Origin of the sequence: Leclercia adecarboxylata (assembly GCF_006874705.1) — a bacterium.
In the GTDB taxonomy this organism is placed as follows: Bacteria; Pseudomonadota; Gammaproteobacteria; order Enterobacterales; family Enterobacteriaceae; genus Enterobacter; species Enterobacter adecarboxylatus_C.
This window is the reverse complement of record NZ_CP035382.1, coordinates 4,463,028-4,483,348: the sequence shown is the minus strand read 5'-3', so window position 1 is coordinate 4,483,348 and position 20,321 is coordinate 4,463,028. Positions and strand designations below refer to the sequence as shown.

Here is a 20,321-nt window from a genome sequence, read left to right as displayed (position 1 = left end):
GGCTTAGCCCGATAACAGAAAATGTGAGGATTCAATTATGGGTATTTTTTCTCGTTTTGCCGACATCGTGAACGCCAACATCAACTCGCTGCTTGAAAAGGCAGAAGATCCGCAGAAGCTGGTGCGTCTGATGATTCAGGAGATGGAAGATACGCTGGTCGAAGTGCGCTCCACCTCTGCCCGTGCGCTGGCTGAGAAAAAGCAGCTCTCACGCCGCATTGAACAGGCCACTGCCCAGCAGAACGAATGGCAGGAAAAAGCCGAACTGGCGCTGCGTAAAGACAAAGACGATCTGGCCCGCTCTGCGCTGATCGAAAAGCAGAAGCTGACCGACATCGTGGCCACGCTGGAGCAGGAAGTCACGCTGGTGGACGAAACCCTGGCCCGCATGAAAAAAGAGATTGCGGAGCTGGAGAACAAACTGAGCGAAACCCGCGCCCGCCAGCAGGCTCTGACGCTGCGTCACCAGGCCGCCAGCTCTTCACGCGACGTGCGCCGTCAGCTTGATAGCGGCAAGATTGACGAAGCCATGGCCCGTTTCGAGTCGTTTGAGCGCCGTATCGATCAGATGGAAGCCGAAGCAGAAAGCCACAGCTTTGGCAAACAGAAGACCCTGGATCAGCAGTTTGCCGATCTGAAAGCCGATGATGAAATCAGCGAGCAACTGGCCGCGCTGAAGGCCAGAATGAAACAAGACAATCAATAATAATACCTGCGGCGCCGGCTGGCGCCGCCACTCATCGTAAGACAAGGAGTAGACATGAGCGCGCTTTTTCTTGCCATTCCGCTGACCATTTTCGTGCTGTTTGTGTTGCCGATCTGGCTGTGGCTGCATTACAGCAACCGTTCCTCCCGGAGTGAGCTGTCGCAAAGTGAACAACAGCGCCTGGCGCAGTTAATCCTGGACGCAAATAAAATGCGTGAACGTATTCAGGCGCTGGAAGCCATCCTGGATGCGGAACATCCGAACTGGAGGGATCGCTAATGGCTGGACTGAACCTGAACAAAAAATTGTGGCGTATCCCCCAGCAGGGGATGGTGCGCGGCGTCTGCGCCGGGCTGGCTCACTACCTCGACGTGCCGGTGAAGCTGGTGCGCGTGGTAACGGTGCTCTCCATCTTCTTTGGCCTGGCGTTTATTACCCTGGTGGCCTACATCATTTTATCCTTTGTGCTGGATCCGATGCCGGACAGCGCGATGGGCGATGAAAATGCCCCCACCAGCAGTGAACTGCTGGACGCGGTGGATGCCCAACTGTCGGCAGGTGAACAACGCCTGCGTGAGATGGAGCGGTATGTCACCTCTGATACCTTCTCGCTGCGAAGCCGTTTTCGTCAGCTTTAACTGAGAGACCTGATATGAATCAACGCTGGCAACGTGCCGGGCAGCAGGTTAAGCCGGGCCTGAAATTTGCAGGAAAGCTGGTTTTACTGACCGCACTGCGGTACGGCCCGGCGGGCGTGGCGGGGTGGGCGATCAAATCTGTCGCCCGCAAACCCGTCCGCATGCTGCTTGCGGTGGCGCTGGAACCGATGCTGAAAAAGCTCGCCAACCGTCTTTCCGGTAAACTGAAATAGACCGCAACGGCACAGCGCTGGACGTGCCGTTGCGGCACTTTTATTCCCTTCTCCTTGTCCCCATGTCATATTTCTCAGAACAATAATTCCTTCAGGCAGAACAGGATGGCGATGAAGCGACTTAAAAATGAACTCAATTCTCTGGTTAATCGTGGGGTTGACCGTCATTTGCGCCTGGCGGTCACCGGACTGAGCCGCAGCGGCAAAACCGCCTTTATCACGGCAATGGTCAACCAACTGCTTAATCTGCATGCCGGGGCGCGTTTACCCCTGCTGAGCACCGTGCGCGAAGAGCGCCTGCTTGGTGTGAAGCGCGTGCCGCAGCGCGATTTTGGCATTCCTCGTTTTACTTACGATGAAGGGCTGGCCCAGCTGTATGGCTCGCCGCCCACCTGGCCGACGCCGACCCGCGGGGTGAGCGAGATCCGCCTGGCGCTGCGCTATCGCTCCAACGATTCGCTGCTGCGCCACTTTAAAGAGACTTCCACCCTCTATCTGGAGATCGTCGATTATCCTGGCGAATGGCTGCTCGATCTGCCGATGCTGACTCAGGATTACCTCAGCTGGTCGCGGCAGATGACCGGCCTGCTGCAGGGGCAGCGCGCAGAGTGGTCAGCCCACTGGCGCACGCTGTGCGAGGGGCTGGATCCGCTGGCACCCGCCGACGAAAACCGGCTGGCAGCCATCTCGGAGGCCTGGACCGATTATCTGCATCAATGCAAAAAAGAGGGGCTGCACTTTATCCAGCCGGGCCGCTTTGTGCTGCCAGGGGATATGGCGGGCGCCCCGGCGCTGCAATTCTTCCCCTGGCCGGACGTGGATGCCTTTGGGGAATCGAAGTTGGCCCAGGCGGATAAATACACCAACGCCGGGATGCTGCGCGAGCGTTTCAACTACTACTGCGAAAAAGTGGTGAAGGGGTTTTACACCAACCACTTTTTACGCTTCGACCGCCAGATCGTGCTGGTGGATTGCCTGCAGCCGCTCAACAGCGGGCCGCAGGCCTTCAACGACATGCGTCTCGCGCTTACCCAATTGATGCAGAGCTTCCACTACGGGCAGCGCACGCTGTTCCGCCGTCTGTTCTCCCCGGTGATCGATAAACTGCTCTTTGCCGCGACCAAGGCGGATCACGTCACGGTGGATCAGCACGCCAATATGGTGTCGCTCCTGCAACAGCTGGTTCAGGATGCCTGGCAGAACGCGGCGTTTGAAGGCATCAGCATGGACTGTCTGGGGCTGGCATCGGTGCAGGCTACCCAGAGCGGCTTGATAGACGTCAATGGCGATAAAATCCCGGCGCTGCGCGGCCATCGACTGAGCGATGGCTCTCCGCTGACGGTCTATCCCGGCGAGGTGCCCGCCCGGCTGCCCGGCCAGGCGTTCTGGCAAAAGCAGGGCTTCCAGTTCGAAGCTTTCCGTCCGCAGACAATGAATGTTGACCAGCCGCTGCCGCACATTCGCCTCGATGCCGCGCTGGAGTTTTTAATTGGAGATAAATTGCGATGACCGAACCCTTAAAACCGCGCATGGATTTTAACGGTACGCTGGAGCAGGAACAGCATGAGGCCTTTAAGGCGGCGCAGACTTTTGATACGACTCAGGCAGAACAGTTTGCCCCGGTGGTAACCGATATGCTCCCCGCCGAAGAGGGGCAGGCCGAGGCCGTGGTGGAGGCTGCCCTGCGGCCCAAACGCAGCCTGTGGCGTAAAATGGTCAGCGCCGGATTGCTGCTGACCGGCGTCACGGTGGTGGGGCAGGGCGTGCAGTGGGCGATCAATGCCTGGCAGACCCAGGACTGGGTGGCGTTGGGCGGCTGTGCGGCCGGGGCGCTGATCGTCGGGGCGGGCGTGGGTTCTGTCGCTACCGAATGGCGACGCTTGTGGCGACTGCGCCAGCGCGCGCACGAGCGTGACGAAGCCCGGGATCTGCTCCACAGCCACGGCACCGGCAACGGACGGGCGTTTTGCGAAAAACTGGCGAAGCAGGCCGGGCTCGATCAGTCGCATCCGGCGCTGCAGCGCTGGTATGCCGCGATCCATGAAACCCAGAACGACCGGGAGGTGGTCTCGCTGTATGCCCATCTGGTCCAGCCGGTGCTCGACAGTCAGGCGCGGCGGGAGATCAGCCGCTCGGCGGCAGAGTCGACCCTGATGATCGCCGTCAGCCCGCTGGCGCTGGTGGATATGGCCTTTATCGCCTGGCGCAACCTGCGTCTGATTAACCGCATCGCCACCCTGTACGGCATTGAGCTGGGCTATTACAGCCGCCTGCGTCTGTTCCGCCTGGTGCTGCTTAATATGGCCTTCGCCGGCGCCAGCGAGGTGGTGCGCGAGGTGGGAATGGACTGGATGTCACAGGATCTGGCCGCACGTCTGTCGGCCCGCGCAGCCCAGGGGATTGGTGCCGGACTGCTGACCGCACGGCTGGGAATCAAAGCGATGGAGCTGTGCCGTCCTCTGCCGTGGACAGCGGACGATAAACCACGGCTGGGCGATTTCCGCCGGGAATTAATCGGCCAGCTGAAAGAAACGCTCAACAAAAAACCGCAGTAGCTCTTCCTTCTCGCACATAATTCCGCCACTCGCTTCACAGGCTGTCAATATTTGTTGACAGCCTTCTTCCCGATCGCCGATATCTGGCTTATCATTTCAGGGTTACTGGCTTATAGAGTGATTTTCCCATGCGTCTGGAAGTGTTTTGTAAGGACCGTCTCGGCCTGACTCGCGAGTTACTCGATCTCCTTGTTTTACGTAGCATTGATCTGCGCGGCATTGAGATCGACCCTATCGGGAAGATTTACCTGAACTTTGCCGAAATTGCATTCGATACATTCAGCAGCTTAATGGCTGAAATCCGCCGTATCGCTGGCGTTACGGACGTGCGCACCGTGCCCTGGATGCCCTCCGAGCGCGAGCATCTGGCCCTGAGCGCGCTGCTGGAAGCGATGCCTGAGCCGTTCTTATCTCTGGATCTGAAAGGTAAAATTGACCGGGCCAACCTGGCGAGCTGTCAGCTGTTTGCCCAGGAGCAGGACAAGCTGAGCAGTCACAATGCCGCCCAGCTGATCCCCGGTTTCAACTTCCAGCGCTGGCTGGAGAGCAATCCGCGGTCAACCCACAGCGAGCATGTGATCATCAACGGGCAGAATTTCCTGATGGAGATCACCCCGGTTTACCTGCAGGGCGATAACGACGACCGCACCCTGACCGGCTCGGTGATTATGCTGCGCTCCACCGTGCGCATGGGACGTCAGCTGCAAAACCTGTCGAGTCAGGATGTCGGCGCTTTCAGCCAGATTATTGCCGTCAGCCCGAAAATGCGTCACGTGGTAGAGCAGGCCCGCAAGCTGGCCAATCTGGCGGCACCTTTGCTTATCACCGGTGATACCGGAACCGGCAAAGATCTGCTGGCCCATGCGGTACATCAGGCGGGGCCGCGCGCGGCTAAACCTTACCTGGCGCTGAACTGCGCCTCTATCCCGGAGGATGCCGTCGAAAGCGAGCTGTTCGGTCACGCCCCGGAAGGCAAAAAAGGCTTCTTTGAGCAGGCCAACGGCGGCTCGGTGCTGCTGGATGAGATTGGCGAAATGTCGCCGCGGATGCAGGCCAAGCTGCTGCGTTTCCTTAACGACGGCACTTTCCGTCGCGTGGGTGAAGATCATGAGGTGCATGTGGATGTACGCGTGATCTGCGCTACCCAGAAGAACCTGGTAGAGCTGGTGCAGAAGGGCGTCTTCCGCGAAGATCTCTATTATCGTCTCAACGTGCTGACGCTGAATATCCCGCCGCTGCGCGATTGTCCGCAGGACATCATGCCGCTGACCGAACTCTTTGTGGCGCGCTTTGCCGATGAGCAGGGCATTCCTCGACCGAAGTTTTCGGCCGATCTCAATACGGTGCTTACCCGTTACGGTTGGCCGGGGAATATCCGCCAGCTGAAAAATGCGATCTATCGGGCGCTGACCCAGCTTGAAGGCTATGAGCTGCGGCCGCAGGATATTTTACTGCCCGATTACGACGCCGGTACGGTGGCGGTGGGCGAAGAGGCGATGGAAGGGTCGCTGGATGACATTACCAGCCGCTTTGAACGCTCGGTCCTGACGCAGCTCTATCGTAACTATCCCAGCACGCGTAAGCTGGCGAAACGGCTGGGCGTTTCTCATACCGCCATCGCCAATAAGTTGCGCGAGTACGGTCTGAGCCAGAAGAAAGGTGACGAGTAATCTGCCTCTGAACCGAACTGACGTGGCAGGCATAATGCCTGCCACGCGGGTATTTATGGCTCAACGTTAACAATCACTCGCTTGTAGCGGGTTAAGCGCGGCGTACCATGATCGGTGACCGCCAGAATGATATGCATCGTACCGGTTCCCGGTGGCATCACCCGGGCGTCGGTCACATCGAACCAGGCTTTCGGCTGGTCGGCATTTTTAATGTCTAACATAATGCCGGTTGCCGCGTTCGACAGCACCCGCGTTCCTGCCTCTGCGTAGGCAAACCACTCATATGAGAGGGCATCCCCGTCGGGATCGCTTGAACCTACCGCGCTGAGTTGCACGCGTTCGCCTTTTTTCACCGTTAGGGTGGCAGGATGATCGAGCTTCGGCACCGGCGGGTGATTCGCCTCACTGTAGGGCTTAACGGTCCAGTCCATTCGGGCGGCAAAATCATTTTGATACGCGCCGCGCCAGCGCCAGATTGTCGCATGGTTGGTGGTATGCCAGCGGTTATCAAACCCCAGCACTTCATCCTGCGTATTGGTCCAGATCGGGCGTGTCTCCTGCGCCATAAACCATCTCTCTTTATGTGGCGTGTAAAGCTCGTAGCGACCACCCCAGCCACCCCACTCCGGATGCTCAGGATCCGATAAGCCATTATTGATGAGGTTTAAAAATGAAGGCGTGTCGCCCTCCATCATAAACTTCCAGCGCGGATATTCTGCGCCTAACGGCCCTTTGCTGCGCACGTTTTTATCCAGCCATTCGTTGGTCACCAACTGATAATCGGCTCCGGCAAAACGACCATGAAAATAGTCGCCGCCAATACCTATCCAGGTTGCGTAGTGGAAGCCGCCTCCGGCGTTCTGACCCGGTGAGACGATATAAAACAGCGACGGGAATTCTTTGCGTATCCACGGGCCGCTGTCATCCTGATCGGAGATGGCATAGACACGAAGTTTGGCAACAAATTGTTCGAGTTGCTCCGCTGTGCGGGTGTGACGTACTTTCCAGAGCGCCTGCGCGAGAACGTTCGGGCCGCCCCAGACCGCAACCCACAAAGGACGATCGTCCTGGCGATCAACGGCCTTAATCAGCAGCTCGGATCCCGTCGAGTCTTTGCCTTCGCCCACCGCAGCCATATTGTGGATGGGTAATCCCTGGGCAACGGTTTTAAGCAGCGCCTCCGCAGACGGGAAACCTGGCTCGTGACGCTCCAGGTTGTCACGAACCTGGCCGTAGCCCTTAACGATGGCGACGATGCGTTCAGGCTCAACCTGATCTTTATTTTTGCCTGTCGAGGTGGCGACCAGCCCTTCGATGTTCATCTGGTTGGCGTAGGTCATCAAACGCACCATTGACATCTGGTCATCCGGATCGTCACCAATGTCTGTCAACACAAACAGGCGTTGTTTGGCCTCTTTTGCTGCAGACGAAGAAGGCAGCAGCCGGTCGGCACGTGCTGCAAAGTCGGCCAGATAGGTCGCTCGCCACTGGTTTATGGTCTTAATCCCGTGCTGAGGGCCAAAGGGGGCCACGTCCTCGCTCAGGGCGGGATCGGGATTGTCTGTCCACCAGTTTGGATAGCGGGCGGAGGGCTGCGTCGCCCGGGAAGCCGCAGGAGGAACTGAAGTGAAGCTGCCGCCAATCGGGTCTGCAAGGCTGGGCCAGTTTGACGCAATGGTGTATTTCCACGTTTGCGAGGCTTTGGAGACAAAACGGAAGTGCCAGCTTCCATCCGCTGCCGCAAAGCCAGGGAAGCGATCGCTTGCCGAGGCGGAGGTGGGTACTACCAGCTCTGCCTTAGTCCCCGCAGGCGCACGGCCGTCGGGATGAACGATCAGCTCAACCAGACCGTAGGTTTCCACCACATCGGCAGCGGTGGGCGTGGCGTTAAAACTGTACATCGGGCGATCCCATGCCCGCACGAACCGTCCTCCACCTTTGCTTTCCTGGGTGGGTTCTTCAGGGTTGGGGCCAAGAACATAAGCCACCGACGGGGTATCGCCCATTTTGAGCTGGCCATCGCCATAAGCGTTAAAGAAATCGCCAAGCGCGCCGTGGCCTTTCAGATGTTTTGCCACGAAAGTGGCACCATCGACGCCATTGCGTTGATCCCCTCCCGTGAACCAGCCGCGGTAGGTGGCGTTGTTTTCAATGATGTGCAGATCCGGGTGATGCCGGACGATGTAATTATACGCAGAAGTAGACCATTTCTTGTTCGGTCCGCCGATATAGTAGACGCGAATCTTCTGTTTGATGGTCGGGTCGTCGTGCAGGGCTTGCGCCAGATCGTCAATTCCTCCCCAGACCAGGATCCAGAGGGGACGGGGGTCAGGGCGCTTTGCCGCTTCAATAATGAGCTTCGAGCCATCGGTGGGCTGGCTAAAACCGTCGGGAGGCGCAGAGTCCATCCCGCCCTGACGGGTAATTGACCGCAGATAATCCGGAGTCGGATAATCGGCAGACCAGGTTTTCAGGTTCGGGTAATCCTGTGCGTACCGATCGATTGTCTTCAGGATTTCAGTCACGCGATTACGCACCGGGCCCCAGGGCGAAGAGATTAGCCCCTCCAGCTGCATGGCGTCCGCATACATGAGCAGGTGAACAAGCGACTGATAATCGTCGAAATCCGTTCCGCCAATATCCGTGGAGACGATCACACGCGGTTTGGGCGTTACGATGCTGGCTGACGAGCCAACCGCGGCGCTGGCCTGGCCGTGCGCATCATAAACGACGACCATTAAGGGCATCACCAGCGACATAAAAATACGCCGTCCTTTTGTTTTCAGTTTCAGAGCAGCCACATTTCCTCCAGAGGTTTTTATAGTTATGACACTTCAGGGATGAAAAGCAGCCTGGCATAAGTCTGGTGCAAAACCGGTTTATGATTTTTCTAAATTGCTCATTTAATTTTTAATTACATGAAGTTAACTGCAAGAATACCTGTTCAGCCGTCGATCGGCTTGTGATAGGGTGGTGTTTCGCTCACTGTTCAGAGATCACGCCATGGCGTCGCGAAAACATGACATGTTTCGGGTTGCACTCATGCTGAAGGCCAAAGGGCGCTATGGCAGGAGCATTATTGAGGGCATCTGCGAGTACATGAAATCGACGCGGATCCACTGGGATTTCCTCCTTGAGGAAGATTTTCGCTCTTCGCCAGCCAGTCTGCTCGAATGGAAGGGGGATGGCGTCATCGCTGATTTCGACGACCCGATGCTCACCTCACTGCTGACGAAAGTGGATATGCCGGTGGTCGGTATTGGCGGCACCTGGCAGATGAACAGTCCTGCGATCCGCTCCCTTTCTTATGTGGCCTCTGATAACGTTGAACTGGTAAGGCTTGCCTATCAGCATTTGATCGACATGGGACTGCCGCGATTTGCCTGTTACTCCATCGAGTCGACGATTATGAATCCCTGGGCGGTGGAGCGGGCCCGCGCCTTTCGCCAGTTTGTGGAGGCGGACGGACACCAGGCGGAGATTTTTGAAGGGATCCCGACACACGCCCTGGTGTGGCAAAACATTCTTGAAGATTTAGCACGCTGGCTGGACAGGCTACCTAAACCCATTGGCATTATTGCGGTGACTGACTCCCGGGCCAGGCAGGTGCTGCAGGCGTGTTCTATAGCAGGCTACGCCGTGCCGGAAGAAGTCGCCATTATCGGTATTGATGACGATCCGCTGCTGCGTAGCCTCAGCCGTATTGCCATTAGCTCGGTCGCTCAGGGCACCCACCAGATGGGGCGTACCGCCGCGAAGATGCTGCACCGGCAGCTGACGGGCACCCCGCTGCGCGAGAGGCATATGGTGGTGCGACCCGAGGGGGTGAATGCCCAGGCGTCTACCCGGCATAGCTCTATAATGAATACCTATATTTTGCGTGCACGCTATTTTATCCGCCAGTTCGGCAGTCTGGGGATTAAGGCGGCTCAGGTCGCAGAGCATGTGGGCTGTTCCCGTGCGACGCTGGACATGCACTTTATGCGTACACTCGGAAAGACTTTGCACGACGAATTACTGAGCTTCAGGCTTGAACGCTCTCAACATTTGCTGAGCGAGACTAACCTGAGTTATTCAGATGTGGCTATGCAAAGCGGCTTTACGTCGCTTCAGTACATGTATTCTGTTTATCGCCGGGAAATGGGATGTACGCCGGTGGAGTATCGAAAGGCGCGTTGTGCAGGGTTGCTTTAGAGCTATATTGCCAGATGAATGGCATGAGCCCATGCTTCTCCGGGCTCATGCCATGTCGCTTTGTGCTGAGCTGGCTCGCGTGTGGAGTCAGCGCCGCAGAAGGCTTTTTTATGCTTTCAGCGCTTCCAGCGCAGCAGCATAGTCCGGCTCGGTGGTGATTTCATTCACCAGGTGGCTGAACACGACGGTGTCGTTTTCGTCGATCACGACAACTGCGCGAGCAGCGAGGCCTTTCAGGGCGCCTTCAGCGATGCCCACACCGTACTGCTCCAGGAATTCCGGGTTACGCAGGGTGGAAAGGGTAATAACGTTGCTCAGGCCTTCGGCACCGCAGAAACGGGACTGGGCGAACGGCAGGTCGGCGGAGATGCACAGCACAACGGTGTTGTCCATTTCTGTCGCCAGCTGGTTGAATTTACGCACAGATGCGGCACACACGCCGGTATCGATGCTTGGGAAAATGTTCAGCACTTTACGCTTGCCGGCAAACTGGCTCAGCACGACGTCAGACAGATCTTTTGCCACGAGCGTAAACGCCTGCGCTTTGCTGCCAGTCTGAGGAATGGATCCTGCAACAGAAACCGGGTTGCCCTGGAAATGAACGAGTTGTGACATAGTTATCTTCCTGTTTACATATAGTTAACGTCGCCGCTAGTGTATGTCATCAGCCAATAACACAGCAAACCCTATTTACGCGAAGCCGCTATACAGGAGTAAGTGATGAGAACCCTCAAGGTTTATGAAGAAGCCTGGCCACTGCATACACCCTTTGTGATCTCCCGGGGAACCCGGAGCGAGGCCTGCGTGGTGGTGGTCGAAATAGAGGAAGAGGGTGTCAAAGGCGTAGGGGAATGTACCCCTTATCCGCGGTATGGTGAAAGTATCGCCTCGGTGATGGCGCAGATCATGGCGCTGGCACCGGAGCTGGAGCGGGGGCTCAGCCGGGAAGCGCTACAGGCCCTGTTGCCGCCCGGTGCGGCGCGCAATGCCATTGACTGCGCCCTGTGGGATTTGGCCGCGCGCCAGCAGGGGATCCCGCTGGCCGCCCTTGCCGGGATGACGCTGCCGCAAACGCTGGTGACCGCCCAGACGGTAGTGATTGGCGAACCCGCACAGATGGCCGCCAGCGCCAAAGCCCTGTATGCCGCCGGGGCGCGCCTGCTGAAAGTGAAGCTGGACGATCATCTCATCAGCGAGCGGATGGTTGCCATTCGCGCCGCCGTACCAGAAGCCACGCTGATTGTCGATGCTAACGAATCCTGGCGCAGCGAAGGACTGGCTGCCCGCTGTCAGCTACTGGCGGATCTGGATGTTGCCATGCTCGAGCAACCCCTGCCTGCGGGTGACGATGCCGCGCTGGCAAATTTCATTCACCCGCTACCCATCTGCGCCGACGAAAGCTGCCATACACGTGAGAGCCTTCCCGTCCTGAAAGGACGCTACGAGATGGTGAATATGAAGCTGGATAAAACCGGGGGGATCACCGAAGCGCTGGCGCTGGCTGCCGAGGCGCGTCAGCAGGGTTTTGCGCTGATGCTCGGCTGTATGCTCTGCACATCACGCGCCATTAATGCGGCTTTGCCGCTGGCGGGCGAGGTGCAGTTTGCCGATCTTGACGGTCCGACCTGGCTGGCGGTGGACGTCTCACCGGCGCTGCATTACACCACCGGCATGGTTCATCTCTGAGGTTCCCAGCGCAGCAGATCGGTCATCGCTCTCAGGTATTTCTCGCTGGCCTCGTCGGACGAGATCGGCGGGAACTCGGCGGTGATGCAGTGCAGGCTTAAATCAGCGCACCAGCTACCGAAAGAGCCCGGCGTTTCATAGCCGACGCTGGTCACCAACGGCAGCGAAAAGGCATCCGCCAGCCAGCTTCCCAGCGCGCTGTGCGCGGGATCTTCAATGCAGGCCAGCGGATCGTGAAATGACACCACCCAGGCCGGATGCAGTTTGTGGATCAGGTGACATAGCGCCTCCGTTTCCGGTTCCGAACCGGGCTTTTCGCCGGTCAGCAATACCACATCCCGATCCTGTGCCGCACTGTTCCAGCGGTAGACCGTCTCGCCTTCCCGCCAGTTGGCCGCCGGGAAGTTACGGTTCAGGTCCACTCCGCGAGCGTTGGCGCGCAGTCCCAGCTGACAGCCGTCCGGGTTGACGGTTAACACCACATGGTGGCGACGCAACTCCGGGGCCAGGGTGCGCAGGGCGCAGGAGAGGGTCACAATTGATGAGTTTTCATCCCCGTGAGTTCCGGCGATGATCAGGCCGCTGTGGCGATCGGCCTGTGGCGCAGGGAACCAGATCAAGGGCGCGCCGAGGAATGAACGGCCATAGTGTTCGGTTCCCGGCGGGAAAGCGCCACGTTCCGTTCTTGGACGAGTAAGGGACATAGACGTTCCTGAATCAAAGTTATACTACTGGCAGTGTTGTGCAAAACACACGGTTAATCAAATAGTTTCAGCTCCAGGGCAAAACCGGCAGATATCAACTTTCCGATGGAAGTTGTTTGCATTTCCCTGTTCAGAAACAAATAATTACGCATCTGCTCGTTACCCATCATTTCAAAGGGGATCTCATGAAGCATCCGGTTTCGTTGATTTGTTCTGCCTTGTGGTTGTGTGGCCTCTCTTCTTATTCCTTTGCTGCGGATGTTCCCTCCGGGACGACGCTGGCATCAAAGCAGGAGCTGGTGCGTCATATTAAAGATGAACCGGCGTCACTGGATCCCGCCAAAGCGGTGGGACTGCCCGAAATTCAGGTGATCCGCGATCTGTTCGAAGGTCTCGTCAACCAGAATGAAAAAGGGGAGCTGGTGCCGGGCGTTGCCACCCGCTGGCAGAGTAACGATAACCGTGCCTGGACCTTTACCCTGCGTGAGAATGCCCAATGGTCTGACGGCACCCCCGTCACCGCACAGGATTTTGTCTACAGCTGGCAGCGTCTGGTCGATCCGAAAACCACGTCGCCGTTTGCCTGGTTTGCGGCGCTGGCCGGGATCGGCAATGCCCAGGCCATTATCGACGGCAAGACCACGCCGGATAAGCTCGGCGTGACTGCGGTAGATAGCCGAACTCTGCGCGTCCAGCTGGATAAACCGCTGCCGTGGTTTGCCAATCTCACTGCAAGCTTCGCCTTCTATCCGGTACAAAAAGCCAACGTTGAGAGCAGCGCGGAGTGGACCCGTCCGGGTACGCTGGTGGGCAATGGCGCATACATTCTGAAAGACCGGGTGGTTAACGAGAAGCTGGTCGTCGAGCGCAACACCCATTACTGGGATAACGATAAAACGGTGCTGCAGAAAGTGACCTTTATCCCGATCAACCAGGAGTCGTCTGCCACCAAGCGCTACCTGGCGGACGATATCGATATCACCGAATCATTCCCGAAAAACCTCTACCAGAAGCTGCTGAAGGACATACCGGGGCAGGTTTATACCCCGCCGCAGCTGGGCACCTACTATTACGCCTTTAATACCCAGAAAGGCCCGACGGCGGATGCCCGGGTGCGCCTGGCGCTGAGCATGACCATCGATCGGCGGATCATGGCTGAGAAAGTGTTGGGCACCGGCGAAAAACCGGCATGGCACTTCACCCCGGACGTGACCGCAGGCTTTACGCCGGAGCCATCACCCTTTGAGCAGATGAGCCAGGAGGAGATGAACGCGCAGGCCAAAACGCTGCTACAGGCGGCGGGCTACAATGCACAGAAACCACTGAAACTGACGCTGCTGTACAATACCTCGGAAAACCACCAGAAGATCGCCATCGCGGTGGCCTCGATGTGGAAAAAGAATCTCGGCGTCGATGTGAAGCTGCAAAACCAGGAGTGGAAAACCTATATCGACAGTCGTAACACCGGCAATTTCGATGTGATCCGCGCCTCGTGGGTGGGAGATTACAATGAGCCCTCGACCTTCCTCTCGTTGCTGACCTCCACGCATACCGGCAATATTTCCCGCTTCAACGATCCGGCGTATGACAAGGTGATCAATCAGGCGTCGCTGGAGACCACCGCGAAGGCCCGCAACGCGGATTACAATACGGCGGAGAAAATCCTCGCGGAAAAAGCGCCGATTGCGCCGATCTATCAGTACACCAACGGGCGCTTAATCAAACCCTGGGTGAAAGGGTATCCGATTAACAACCCGGAAGATGTGGCATACAGTCGCACCATCTATATCGAGAAGCATTGATAGAGTATGTTTTCCTTATAACGGATGCTATAACCGGAACTGGCGCGAATTGCAGCGCCAGTTTTTATCTGATTTAGAATTATGCAAGAATCTACCGTAGCTCTAATTTTACGTTATTATCCTTTCTGTAAAAATCATAATTACCCATCGATATTTATTAAAGCATAGATTGAGTATTGATATGGTATTCGCCTCGCAAATACATAATTATTGTTTAATATTACTCACTGACAGGAATTAAAGTTAACTGTTTGATGGAAGTCTACTTTTGGACCAAGAGTTAGTTGATTACATGTAATTACTTGTTCTAATATCGCCTCTGCAAACAAATGTAGTTTTACTTAATAACTATTCCTTAAGGAAAAGGGACTGCTATGGCTGATACATTTCAGAATGAAGTGCCCAGGGCACGTATAAATCTCAAGCTGGCTCTCCATACGGGGGGCGCGCAAAAGAAAGTTGAACTGCCGCTAAAGCTCCTTACCGTTGGTGATTTCAGTAATGGCAAAGAAAAACGGCCGTTATCAGAGAGGGAAAAGGTTAACGTTAATAAAAATAATTTCGACAGTGTACTTTCAGAATTTAACCCGGGAATTAACCTGACTGTACAGAATACACTGGCTGGCGAGGGTTCAGAAGAAAATATCCAACTGCAATTTTCATGTATAAAAGATTTCGAGCCCGAACAGGTTGCCCGTCAAATTCCTCAGCTTCGCGCCATGCTGGCGATGCGTAATTTATTACGCGATCTAAAATCCAATCTGCTTGATAACGCCACTTTCAGAAAAGAGCTCGAGAAAATTCTTAAGGATCCGGCGCTGTCTCAGGAATTACGCGACGAAATGAGCGCGCTTGCCCCGAAATAAAACGTGGGTATCTCTTTTAATGGATTAACCGGGAATATGCTGATGTCTGTAAATACTGAAACTGGCTCTGCTCAAGGGCAAACCACCGTACTTGAAAAAGAGGGCGTTTACGCCTCCCTGTTTGAAAAAATCAACCTCACCCCAGCGTCCAGCCTTGGGGATATTAATGCATTTCTGGACGACGCTGCGCTGGCGGATGCGCCTGCGGGCGAGCGCCTGACGGCTGCGATGCATGTGTTTATGGACTGCATCCTTAAATCAGGCCAGCAGGTGGAAAAGCTCGATAAAACGCTGATCGATCACCATATCGCAGAGCTGGATTTTCAAATCAGCCGCCAGCTGGATGCGGTGATGCACCATGAAGAATTCCAGAAGGTAGAATCCCTGTGGCGCGGCCTGAAACAGCTGGTGGACAATACCGACTATCGCCAGAACGTAAAAACCGAAATTCTTGACGTTTCCAAAGATGACCTGCGCCAGGACTTCGAAGATGCGCCGGAGCTTATCCAGAGCGGACTTTACTGGCACACCTATACCGCTGAGTACGACACCCCGGGCGGGGAGCCGATTGGCTCGGTGATTTCTTCTTACGAATTTGACGCCAGCCCGCAGGATGTGGCGTTACTGCGCAACATCTCCAAAGTCTCCGCTGCGGCACATATGCCGTTTATCGGATCCGTCGGGCCAAAATTCTTCCTGAAGGAGTCGATGGAAGAGGTGGCGGCCATTAAAGATATCGGCAACTACTTCGACCGTGCCGAGTACATCAAATGGAAATCCTTCCGCGACACCGACGACTCCCGCTATATAGGTCTGGTGATGCCGCGCGTGCTGGGGCGTCTGCCGTACGGCCCGGATACCGTGCCGGTGCGCAGTTTCAACTATGTTGAACAGGTGAAAGGCCCGGATCACGAGAAATACCTCTGGACCAGCGCGTCATTCTCTTTCGCCTCCAATATGGTGAAGAGCTTTATCAACAACGGTTGGTGCGTGCAGATTCGTGGCCCGCAGGCCGGTGGCGCAGTGAAAGACCTGCCGATCCATCTGTACGATCTGGGTACCGGCAACCAGGTGAAGATCCCGTCCGAAGTGATGATCCCGGAAACCCGCGAGTTCGAATTCGCCAATCTCGGTTTCATCCCGCTGTCGTACTACAAAAACCGCGATTACGCCTGCTTCTTCTCGGCCAACTCAACGCAGAAACCGGCGCTGTACGACACCGCCGATGCCACTGCCAACAGCCGCATCAACGCACGTCTGCCCTATATCTTTCTGCTCTCCCGTATTGCTCACTACCTGAAGCTTATTCAGCGTGAAAACATCGGTACCACCAAGGACCGTCGCCTGCTGGAGCTGGAACTCAACACCTGGGTACGCGGTCTGGTGACCGAAATGACCGACCCGGGCGATGAACTGCAGGCTTCCCATCCGCTGCGCGATGGGAAAGTGGTAGTGGAAGATATTGAGGACAACCCGGGCTTCTTCCGCGTGCGCCTGTACGCGGTACCGCACTTCCAGGTGGAAGGGATGGATGTGAATCTGTCGCTGGTTAGCCAGATGCCAAAAGCGAAAGCGTAAGGCGGGCGCAGGGATGAAAATTTATCGTCCGCTGTGGAACGAGGGGGCGCTGTTGTCCCCTCAGCAGTTCCAGCAACAGTCAGAATGGGGATCCTTTCGCAGCACAGGCGTAGCGGCGCTCGCCTCGCCGTTTGCGTGGGGCGTGGAGCGGGCTCAATTTGATGAAAGGCTGCTGGGTTCAGGCCTGATTCAGGTGACACACCTGCGGCTCTGGCTGCCTGATGGCACGCTGGTAGATACAGGCGTCAGCGATCTGCCGCCGGAACCACGCGAACTGGATTTATCGCAGCGTTCAGACAGGGTTACGGTGGTGATTGCCCTGCCGCTCCTGCAGTCCGGGCTGAATAACGTGCAGCAGGAACCGGTTATGGCAGACCGGCCGCTTCGCTACCGTGAAGAGTGGGTGAGTGTCCAGGATGCGTTTGGCAGCGAAGAGGAGTCCGTCGCTGTCGCCCGCTTTAACCTCGCTATCCGGTTTGAACATGAGGATAACGCGTCGTGGGAGTGCTGCCCGGTTGCACGGCTTATCCGCGACGGACAGGGATGGCGTCAGGATCCTGCATTTATTCCGCCCATGGCATTGTTTTCTGCCAGCCCGGCGATGCGGGAAAGACTGGTGTTACTGAACCGCCAGCTTCGCTCTCGCCGCCAGCGTCTGATGTCCATGCGCCGGGAAAGCAACGAGCGTCTGGCCGATTTCGCGGTGGCAGACGTCTCTCTTTTCTGGCTGCTCAATGCGCTGAACTCCCATGCGCGGGTGCTGACAGAGTTTGAACGTTTTCCGGCCCGTCATCCTGAACAGGTGTGGGCGGAGCTTGCGCGGCTCGCGGGCAGCATGCTGACGTTTTCTCTCGACAGCGATCTGGACGCCATTCCCGGCTATGACCATGCCGAACCGGAAAAAACGTTTCCGCCGCTGTTTGAACTGATTACCGGCTTACTGGAAGCCAGCCTGCCGTCCCGTGTTATCGCGCTTGACATGCTTCGCCCGGACGAACAGACGTGGAAAGCCTCGCTGCATGATATTCGTCTGCGTGAGGAGGCCGATCTCTGGCTCTCTGTTAGGTCTGACGTTCCCGCCTGGCAGGTGGTAGAGAAGTTCCCGGCATTATGTAAGGCGGGTTCACCGGATGAGGTGAATGCGATTTCGACCGTCGCCCTGCAGGGGATCCCGATTATTGCTGTTAACCGCGTGCCGGCAGCGCTGCCGGTGCGAATGGAGAACCAGTACTTCGCGCTGGACATGGAGAGTGCTGCGGCCAGGGACATGCTGGAGCAGGGTGTCTGCATGTTCTACGTGCCAGCCCTGCTGGGACGGCTTGAACTCGAACTGTTTGCGGTACTGCGATCATGAGAAAAGGTATTGATATTGATGCACTGATGGCCGACACCTGGCTCACTGTCACCCTTCTTAAGCAGGGGGCAACAACACCGGACGGTAATGTGCTGTATGAAACCTGCAGCAAACAGGTGGAACAGGTGCGCGGGGCACTGGAACGTGCCGGATACGACGAGGCCAGCATTGCGCATATTTCCTATGCCCAGTGTGCGTTGCTTGATGAAGTGGTGATGAGCAGAGCGCCGGGTGAAGCCGATGCAGGCCATAAGGCATGGCGAAAAGCGCCGTTACAGGCACGCTATTTCGGATCATTACACGCAGGCGAAGCCCTCTGGGATCGTATCGCTGAGGTGTTGCGCCAGCCTGCGCCGGATATGGCCGTTCTGACCTGCTACCACCGGGTGATCGCGCTGGGGTTCCACGGATTATACAGCAAGAGCTCAGTCAGCCAGTCGCAGCGGGAAGAAGTGATTAAAGCGCTTGCTGAGCGGGTGCCGCCTCTGGATGCGGAGATCTCTCTGGTGGTGCGCCGGACCGCAAAGCACCGTTACAGCCTGCTTCGTTCCGTCTGGTTCTGGATCGTGGCGGCGGCTGTGGTCATGGCCGTCGTGTGGTGGGGCGGTCATCTCTGGCTTCAGGCGCTGTTATCCGCGCAGTTACCGGAGTTGCCCCACTAATGCGCAAATCAGTCATGGTTTCTCTGATACTCCACGTAATGGCGAGTGCCGCTGCGCTTTTGTGGCTTCTGTGGGGTTTCATTCCGGCAGGCACGCTGTTTAAAGGGGTGATGACACTGTGCATCGTTGCGCTGACCGTCTGGCAGATCCGGCGAAAAAGCCGTTTCAGCCAGGCTCGGGGCAATGGCGGAACGTCTGGTACTGAGCTGCCTGTATTCGCTGACGCGGGGCCGATTGTTCTCGTCTGTGGGGACAGCCTGGATGCACTGTTTGGGGTGCAAACGCTGCGTAAAACAGCGCAGGGCTGGTGGCTGCGGGTGAATGACATCAGCAGGCTCACTGATATCGTGCGCGATATCCAGGAGCAGCAGCCGCGGCAGGCCGGACAAATCGCCGTTATGTATACCTGCCACCCCGACGGGCATCAGGATGAAGCGGTGCTGCGCGCGACCCTGAAAGCGTTGCGCCAGCAGATGAAACAATTGTGTCTGATCGCTGGATTCACTCCGCCGGTGATCCTGAGCGGTGAGTTTTCCGGTCCCGAAACCCCGTGGGTTATTGTCCGTGGCGATAAACCGGTTGTTTGCCCTGTTGATGAGACGCCACAGGCGCTTGATGACTGGCAGCAGGACAATCATCTGGCGCTGATGCCTGTCCTTCGGGAAGCCTTTGCTTTTATACGCACCATTCTGATGGATGAACTGGTGAAAGAGGATCGACTGTTCCCGTCGGTTCATCTGTTTGCTGTGGCGTTTCGCAGCGGTATGGCCTCTGCTGACACGGGTTCGCTGTGGCCGCATCACCTGAGTCGTCTGACGCATCTGGTTTTACCACCGGCAGCCGGATCCGCAGAGGTGGCAGGGCGTTTTCCTGATGAGGTGTTACCGATGCTTGCGCCTTACTGTGCGCCCGTCCAGGGTGGGCAGCGTACCCGTCGCCTCGTTTTATGGATGCTGGTATGTGTTCTTGCTGCCATCGGTTTTTCTGGTGTGAATAACGCGGCGCTGATCCGCCAGGTCGGGACGAATTTGCAGCGCTGGTATGCCATCCCCATGAACCATTATGAGCCGAAGGCGCAGTCACTTGCCGCGCTGAAACAGGACGCCCTTCTGCTGGAACGCTGGCAGCGGCAGGGGGAACCGCTCAGGTATGCGCTGGGCTATTACCCCGGTCAGCGTCTGTGGCTGGCGTTACAGAAGGCGATTGACTCGTATGTGCCCCCTCCGGCACCCGCCATTAAGCCAATACCGAAAATCATCCGCCTCGACAGTATGTCGCTGTTCGACACCGGCAGGTGGGCGCTGAAACCCGGCACCACGAAGCTGCTGGTGAATTCGCTGGTGGGGATTAAGGCGAAGCCCGGCTGGCTGATTGTGGTGGCGGGCCATACCGACAGCACGGGGGATGACAAATCCAACCAGGTGCTGTCGCTTAAGCGGGCGGAGTCCGTACGCGACTGGATGCGCGACACCGGCGACGTGCCGGAGAGCTGTTTTGCGGTGCAGGGCTACGGCGAAAACCGTCCAGTCGCCACCAACGACACCCCGGAAGGCCGCGTGCTGAACCGCCGTGTCGAAATCAGTCTGGTGCCGCAGGCTAATGCCTGCCGGTTGCCGGGCAACACACTGGCGTCATCGGATGATGATGTCTCAAAAAATGAAATGGAGTAATTA

General features: G+C 56.9%; 18 protein-coding genes. 15 read left to right on the top strand and 3 right to left on the bottom strand.

Annotated elements, in window-relative coordinates:
- Positions 1-37 precede the first annotated feature (37 nt).
- From pspA to tyrR, 7 genes are all read left to right on the top strand, one after another.
- Positions 38-706, top strand: a complete 669-nt coding sequence (pspA, locus tag ES815_RS22385; RefSeq protein ID WP_142489786.1) for a phage shock protein PspA — start codon at positions 38-40, stop codon at positions 704-706.
- 54 nt (positions 707-760) lie between these two features.
- Positions 761-985, top strand: a complete 225-nt coding sequence (pspB, locus tag ES815_RS22380) for an envelope stress response membrane protein PspB (protein WP_142489785.1) — start codon at positions 761-763, stop codon at positions 983-985.
- A complete protein-coding gene (gene pspC / locus ES815_RS22375) occupies positions 985-1,344 on the top strand; it encodes an envelope stress response membrane protein PspC (RefSeq protein ID WP_142489784.1) in 360 nt (119 codons plus the stop codon). Before pspB ends, pspC begins: the two co-directional genes overlap by 1 nt.
- Before the next feature lie 14 nt (positions 1,345-1,358).
- Entirely contained in the window at positions 1,359-1,577 is a 219-nt protein-coding gene (gene pspD / locus ES815_RS22370) for a phage shock protein PspD (protein WP_142489783.1), read from the top strand.
- A 111-nt stretch (positions 1,578-1,688) separates the two neighbouring features.
- Positions 1,689-3,086, top strand: a complete 1,398-nt coding sequence (locus ES815_RS22365) for a YcjX family protein (protein ID WP_142489782.1) — start codon at positions 1,689-1,691, stop codon at positions 3,084-3,086.
- Positions 3,083-4,132, top strand: a complete 1,050-nt coding sequence (locus tag ES815_RS22360) for a YcjF family protein (protein ID WP_142489781.1) — start codon at positions 3,083-3,085, stop codon at positions 4,130-4,132. The genes ES815_RS22365 and ES815_RS22360 overlap by 4 nt, the downstream gene beginning before the upstream one ends.
- A 128-nt stretch (positions 4,133-4,260) precedes the next feature.
- Positions 4,261-5,802, top strand: coding sequence for a transcriptional regulator TyrR (tyrR, locus tag ES815_RS22355; RefSeq protein ID WP_106993113.1), 1,542 nt, complete (start codon positions 4,261-4,263; stop codon positions 5,800-5,802).
- Between the two features lie 53 nt (positions 5,803-5,855).
- Here the strand turns inward: tyrR and ES815_RS22350 are convergent, their stop codons facing one another.
- Positions 5,856-8,603, bottom strand: a complete 2,748-nt coding sequence (locus ES815_RS22350) for a nucleoside hydrolase-like domain-containing protein (RefSeq protein WP_142489780.1) — start codon at positions 8,601-8,603, stop codon at positions 5,856-5,858.
- 241 nt (positions 8,604-8,844) lie between these two features.
- Here ES815_RS22350 and ES815_RS22345 point away from each other — a divergent pair, with 241 nt between their 5' ends.
- Positions 8,845-9,996 (top strand): XylR family transcriptional regulator, encoded by a 1,152-nt coding sequence (locus tag ES815_RS22345; protein WP_197090524.1) that lies wholly within the window; start codon positions 8,845-8,847, stop codon positions 9,994-9,996.
- A 108-nt stretch (positions 9,997-10,104) separates the two neighbouring features.
- On the opposite strand, the gene tpx is transcribed toward ES815_RS22345, so the two are convergent.
- Positions 10,105-10,611 carry a thiol peroxidase gene (tpx, locus tag ES815_RS22340; protein ID WP_032611112.1) on the bottom strand — a complete coding sequence of 169 codons (507 nt, stop codon included), beginning with the start codon at positions 10,609-10,611 and terminating at the stop codon, positions 10,105-10,107.
- A 105-nt stretch (positions 10,612-10,716) separates the two neighbouring features.
- On the opposite strand from tpx, the gene ycjG reads away from it, so the two are divergent.
- Positions 10,717-11,682, top strand: a complete 966-nt coding sequence (ycjG, locus tag ES815_RS22335) for an L-Ala-D/L-Glu epimerase (RefSeq protein WP_142489778.1) — start codon at positions 10,717-10,719, stop codon at positions 11,680-11,682.
- Here the strand turns inward: ycjG and mpaA are convergent.
- Entirely contained in the window at positions 11,673-12,386 is a 714-nt protein-coding gene (gene mpaA / locus ES815_RS22330) for a murein tripeptide amidase MpaA (RefSeq protein ID WP_142489777.1), read from the bottom strand. The genes ycjG and mpaA overlap by 10 nt on opposite strands.
- Before the next feature lie 185 nt (positions 12,387-12,571).
- On the opposite strand from mpaA, the gene ES815_RS22325 reads away from it, so the two are divergent.
- The 6 genes from ES815_RS22325 (at position 12,572) to ES815_RS22300 (ending at position 20,318) form a co-directional block, all read left to right on the top strand.
- Positions 12,572-14,188, top strand: a complete 1,617-nt coding sequence (locus ES815_RS22325; protein WP_142489776.1) for an ABC transporter substrate-binding protein — start codon at positions 12,572-12,574, stop codon at positions 14,186-14,188.
- 374 nt (positions 14,189-14,562) lie between these two features.
- Positions 14,563-15,054 (top strand): type VI secretion system contractile sheath small subunit, encoded by a 492-nt coding sequence (gene tssB / locus ES815_RS22320; protein WP_142489775.1) that lies wholly within the window; start codon positions 14,563-14,565, stop codon positions 15,052-15,054.
- Between the two features lie 42 nt (positions 15,055-15,096).
- Positions 15,097-16,632 carry a type VI secretion system contractile sheath large subunit gene (gene tssC, locus ES815_RS22315; protein ID WP_142489774.1) on the top strand — a complete coding sequence of 512 codons (1,536 nt, stop codon included), beginning with the start codon at positions 15,097-15,099 and terminating at the stop codon, positions 16,630-16,632.
- Between the two features lie 13 nt (positions 16,633-16,645).
- Positions 16,646-17,986: a type VI secretion system baseplate subunit TssK gene (gene tssK / locus ES815_RS22310; protein ID WP_142489773.1), complete on the top strand. Its 1,341-nt coding sequence runs from the start codon at positions 16,646-16,648 to the stop codon at positions 17,984-17,986.
- Positions 17,983-18,648, top strand: coding sequence for a type VI secretion system protein TssL, short form (gene tssL, locus ES815_RS22305; RefSeq protein ID WP_142489772.1), 666 nt, complete (start codon positions 17,983-17,985; stop codon positions 18,646-18,648). Before tssK ends, tssL begins: the two co-directional genes overlap by 4 nt.
- Positions 18,648-20,318, top strand: a complete 1,671-nt coding sequence (locus ES815_RS22300; protein WP_142489771.1) for an OmpA family protein — start codon at positions 18,648-18,650, stop codon at positions 20,316-20,318. Before tssL ends, ES815_RS22300 begins: the two co-directional genes overlap by 1 nt.
- Positions 20,319-20,321 lie beyond the last annotated feature (3 nt).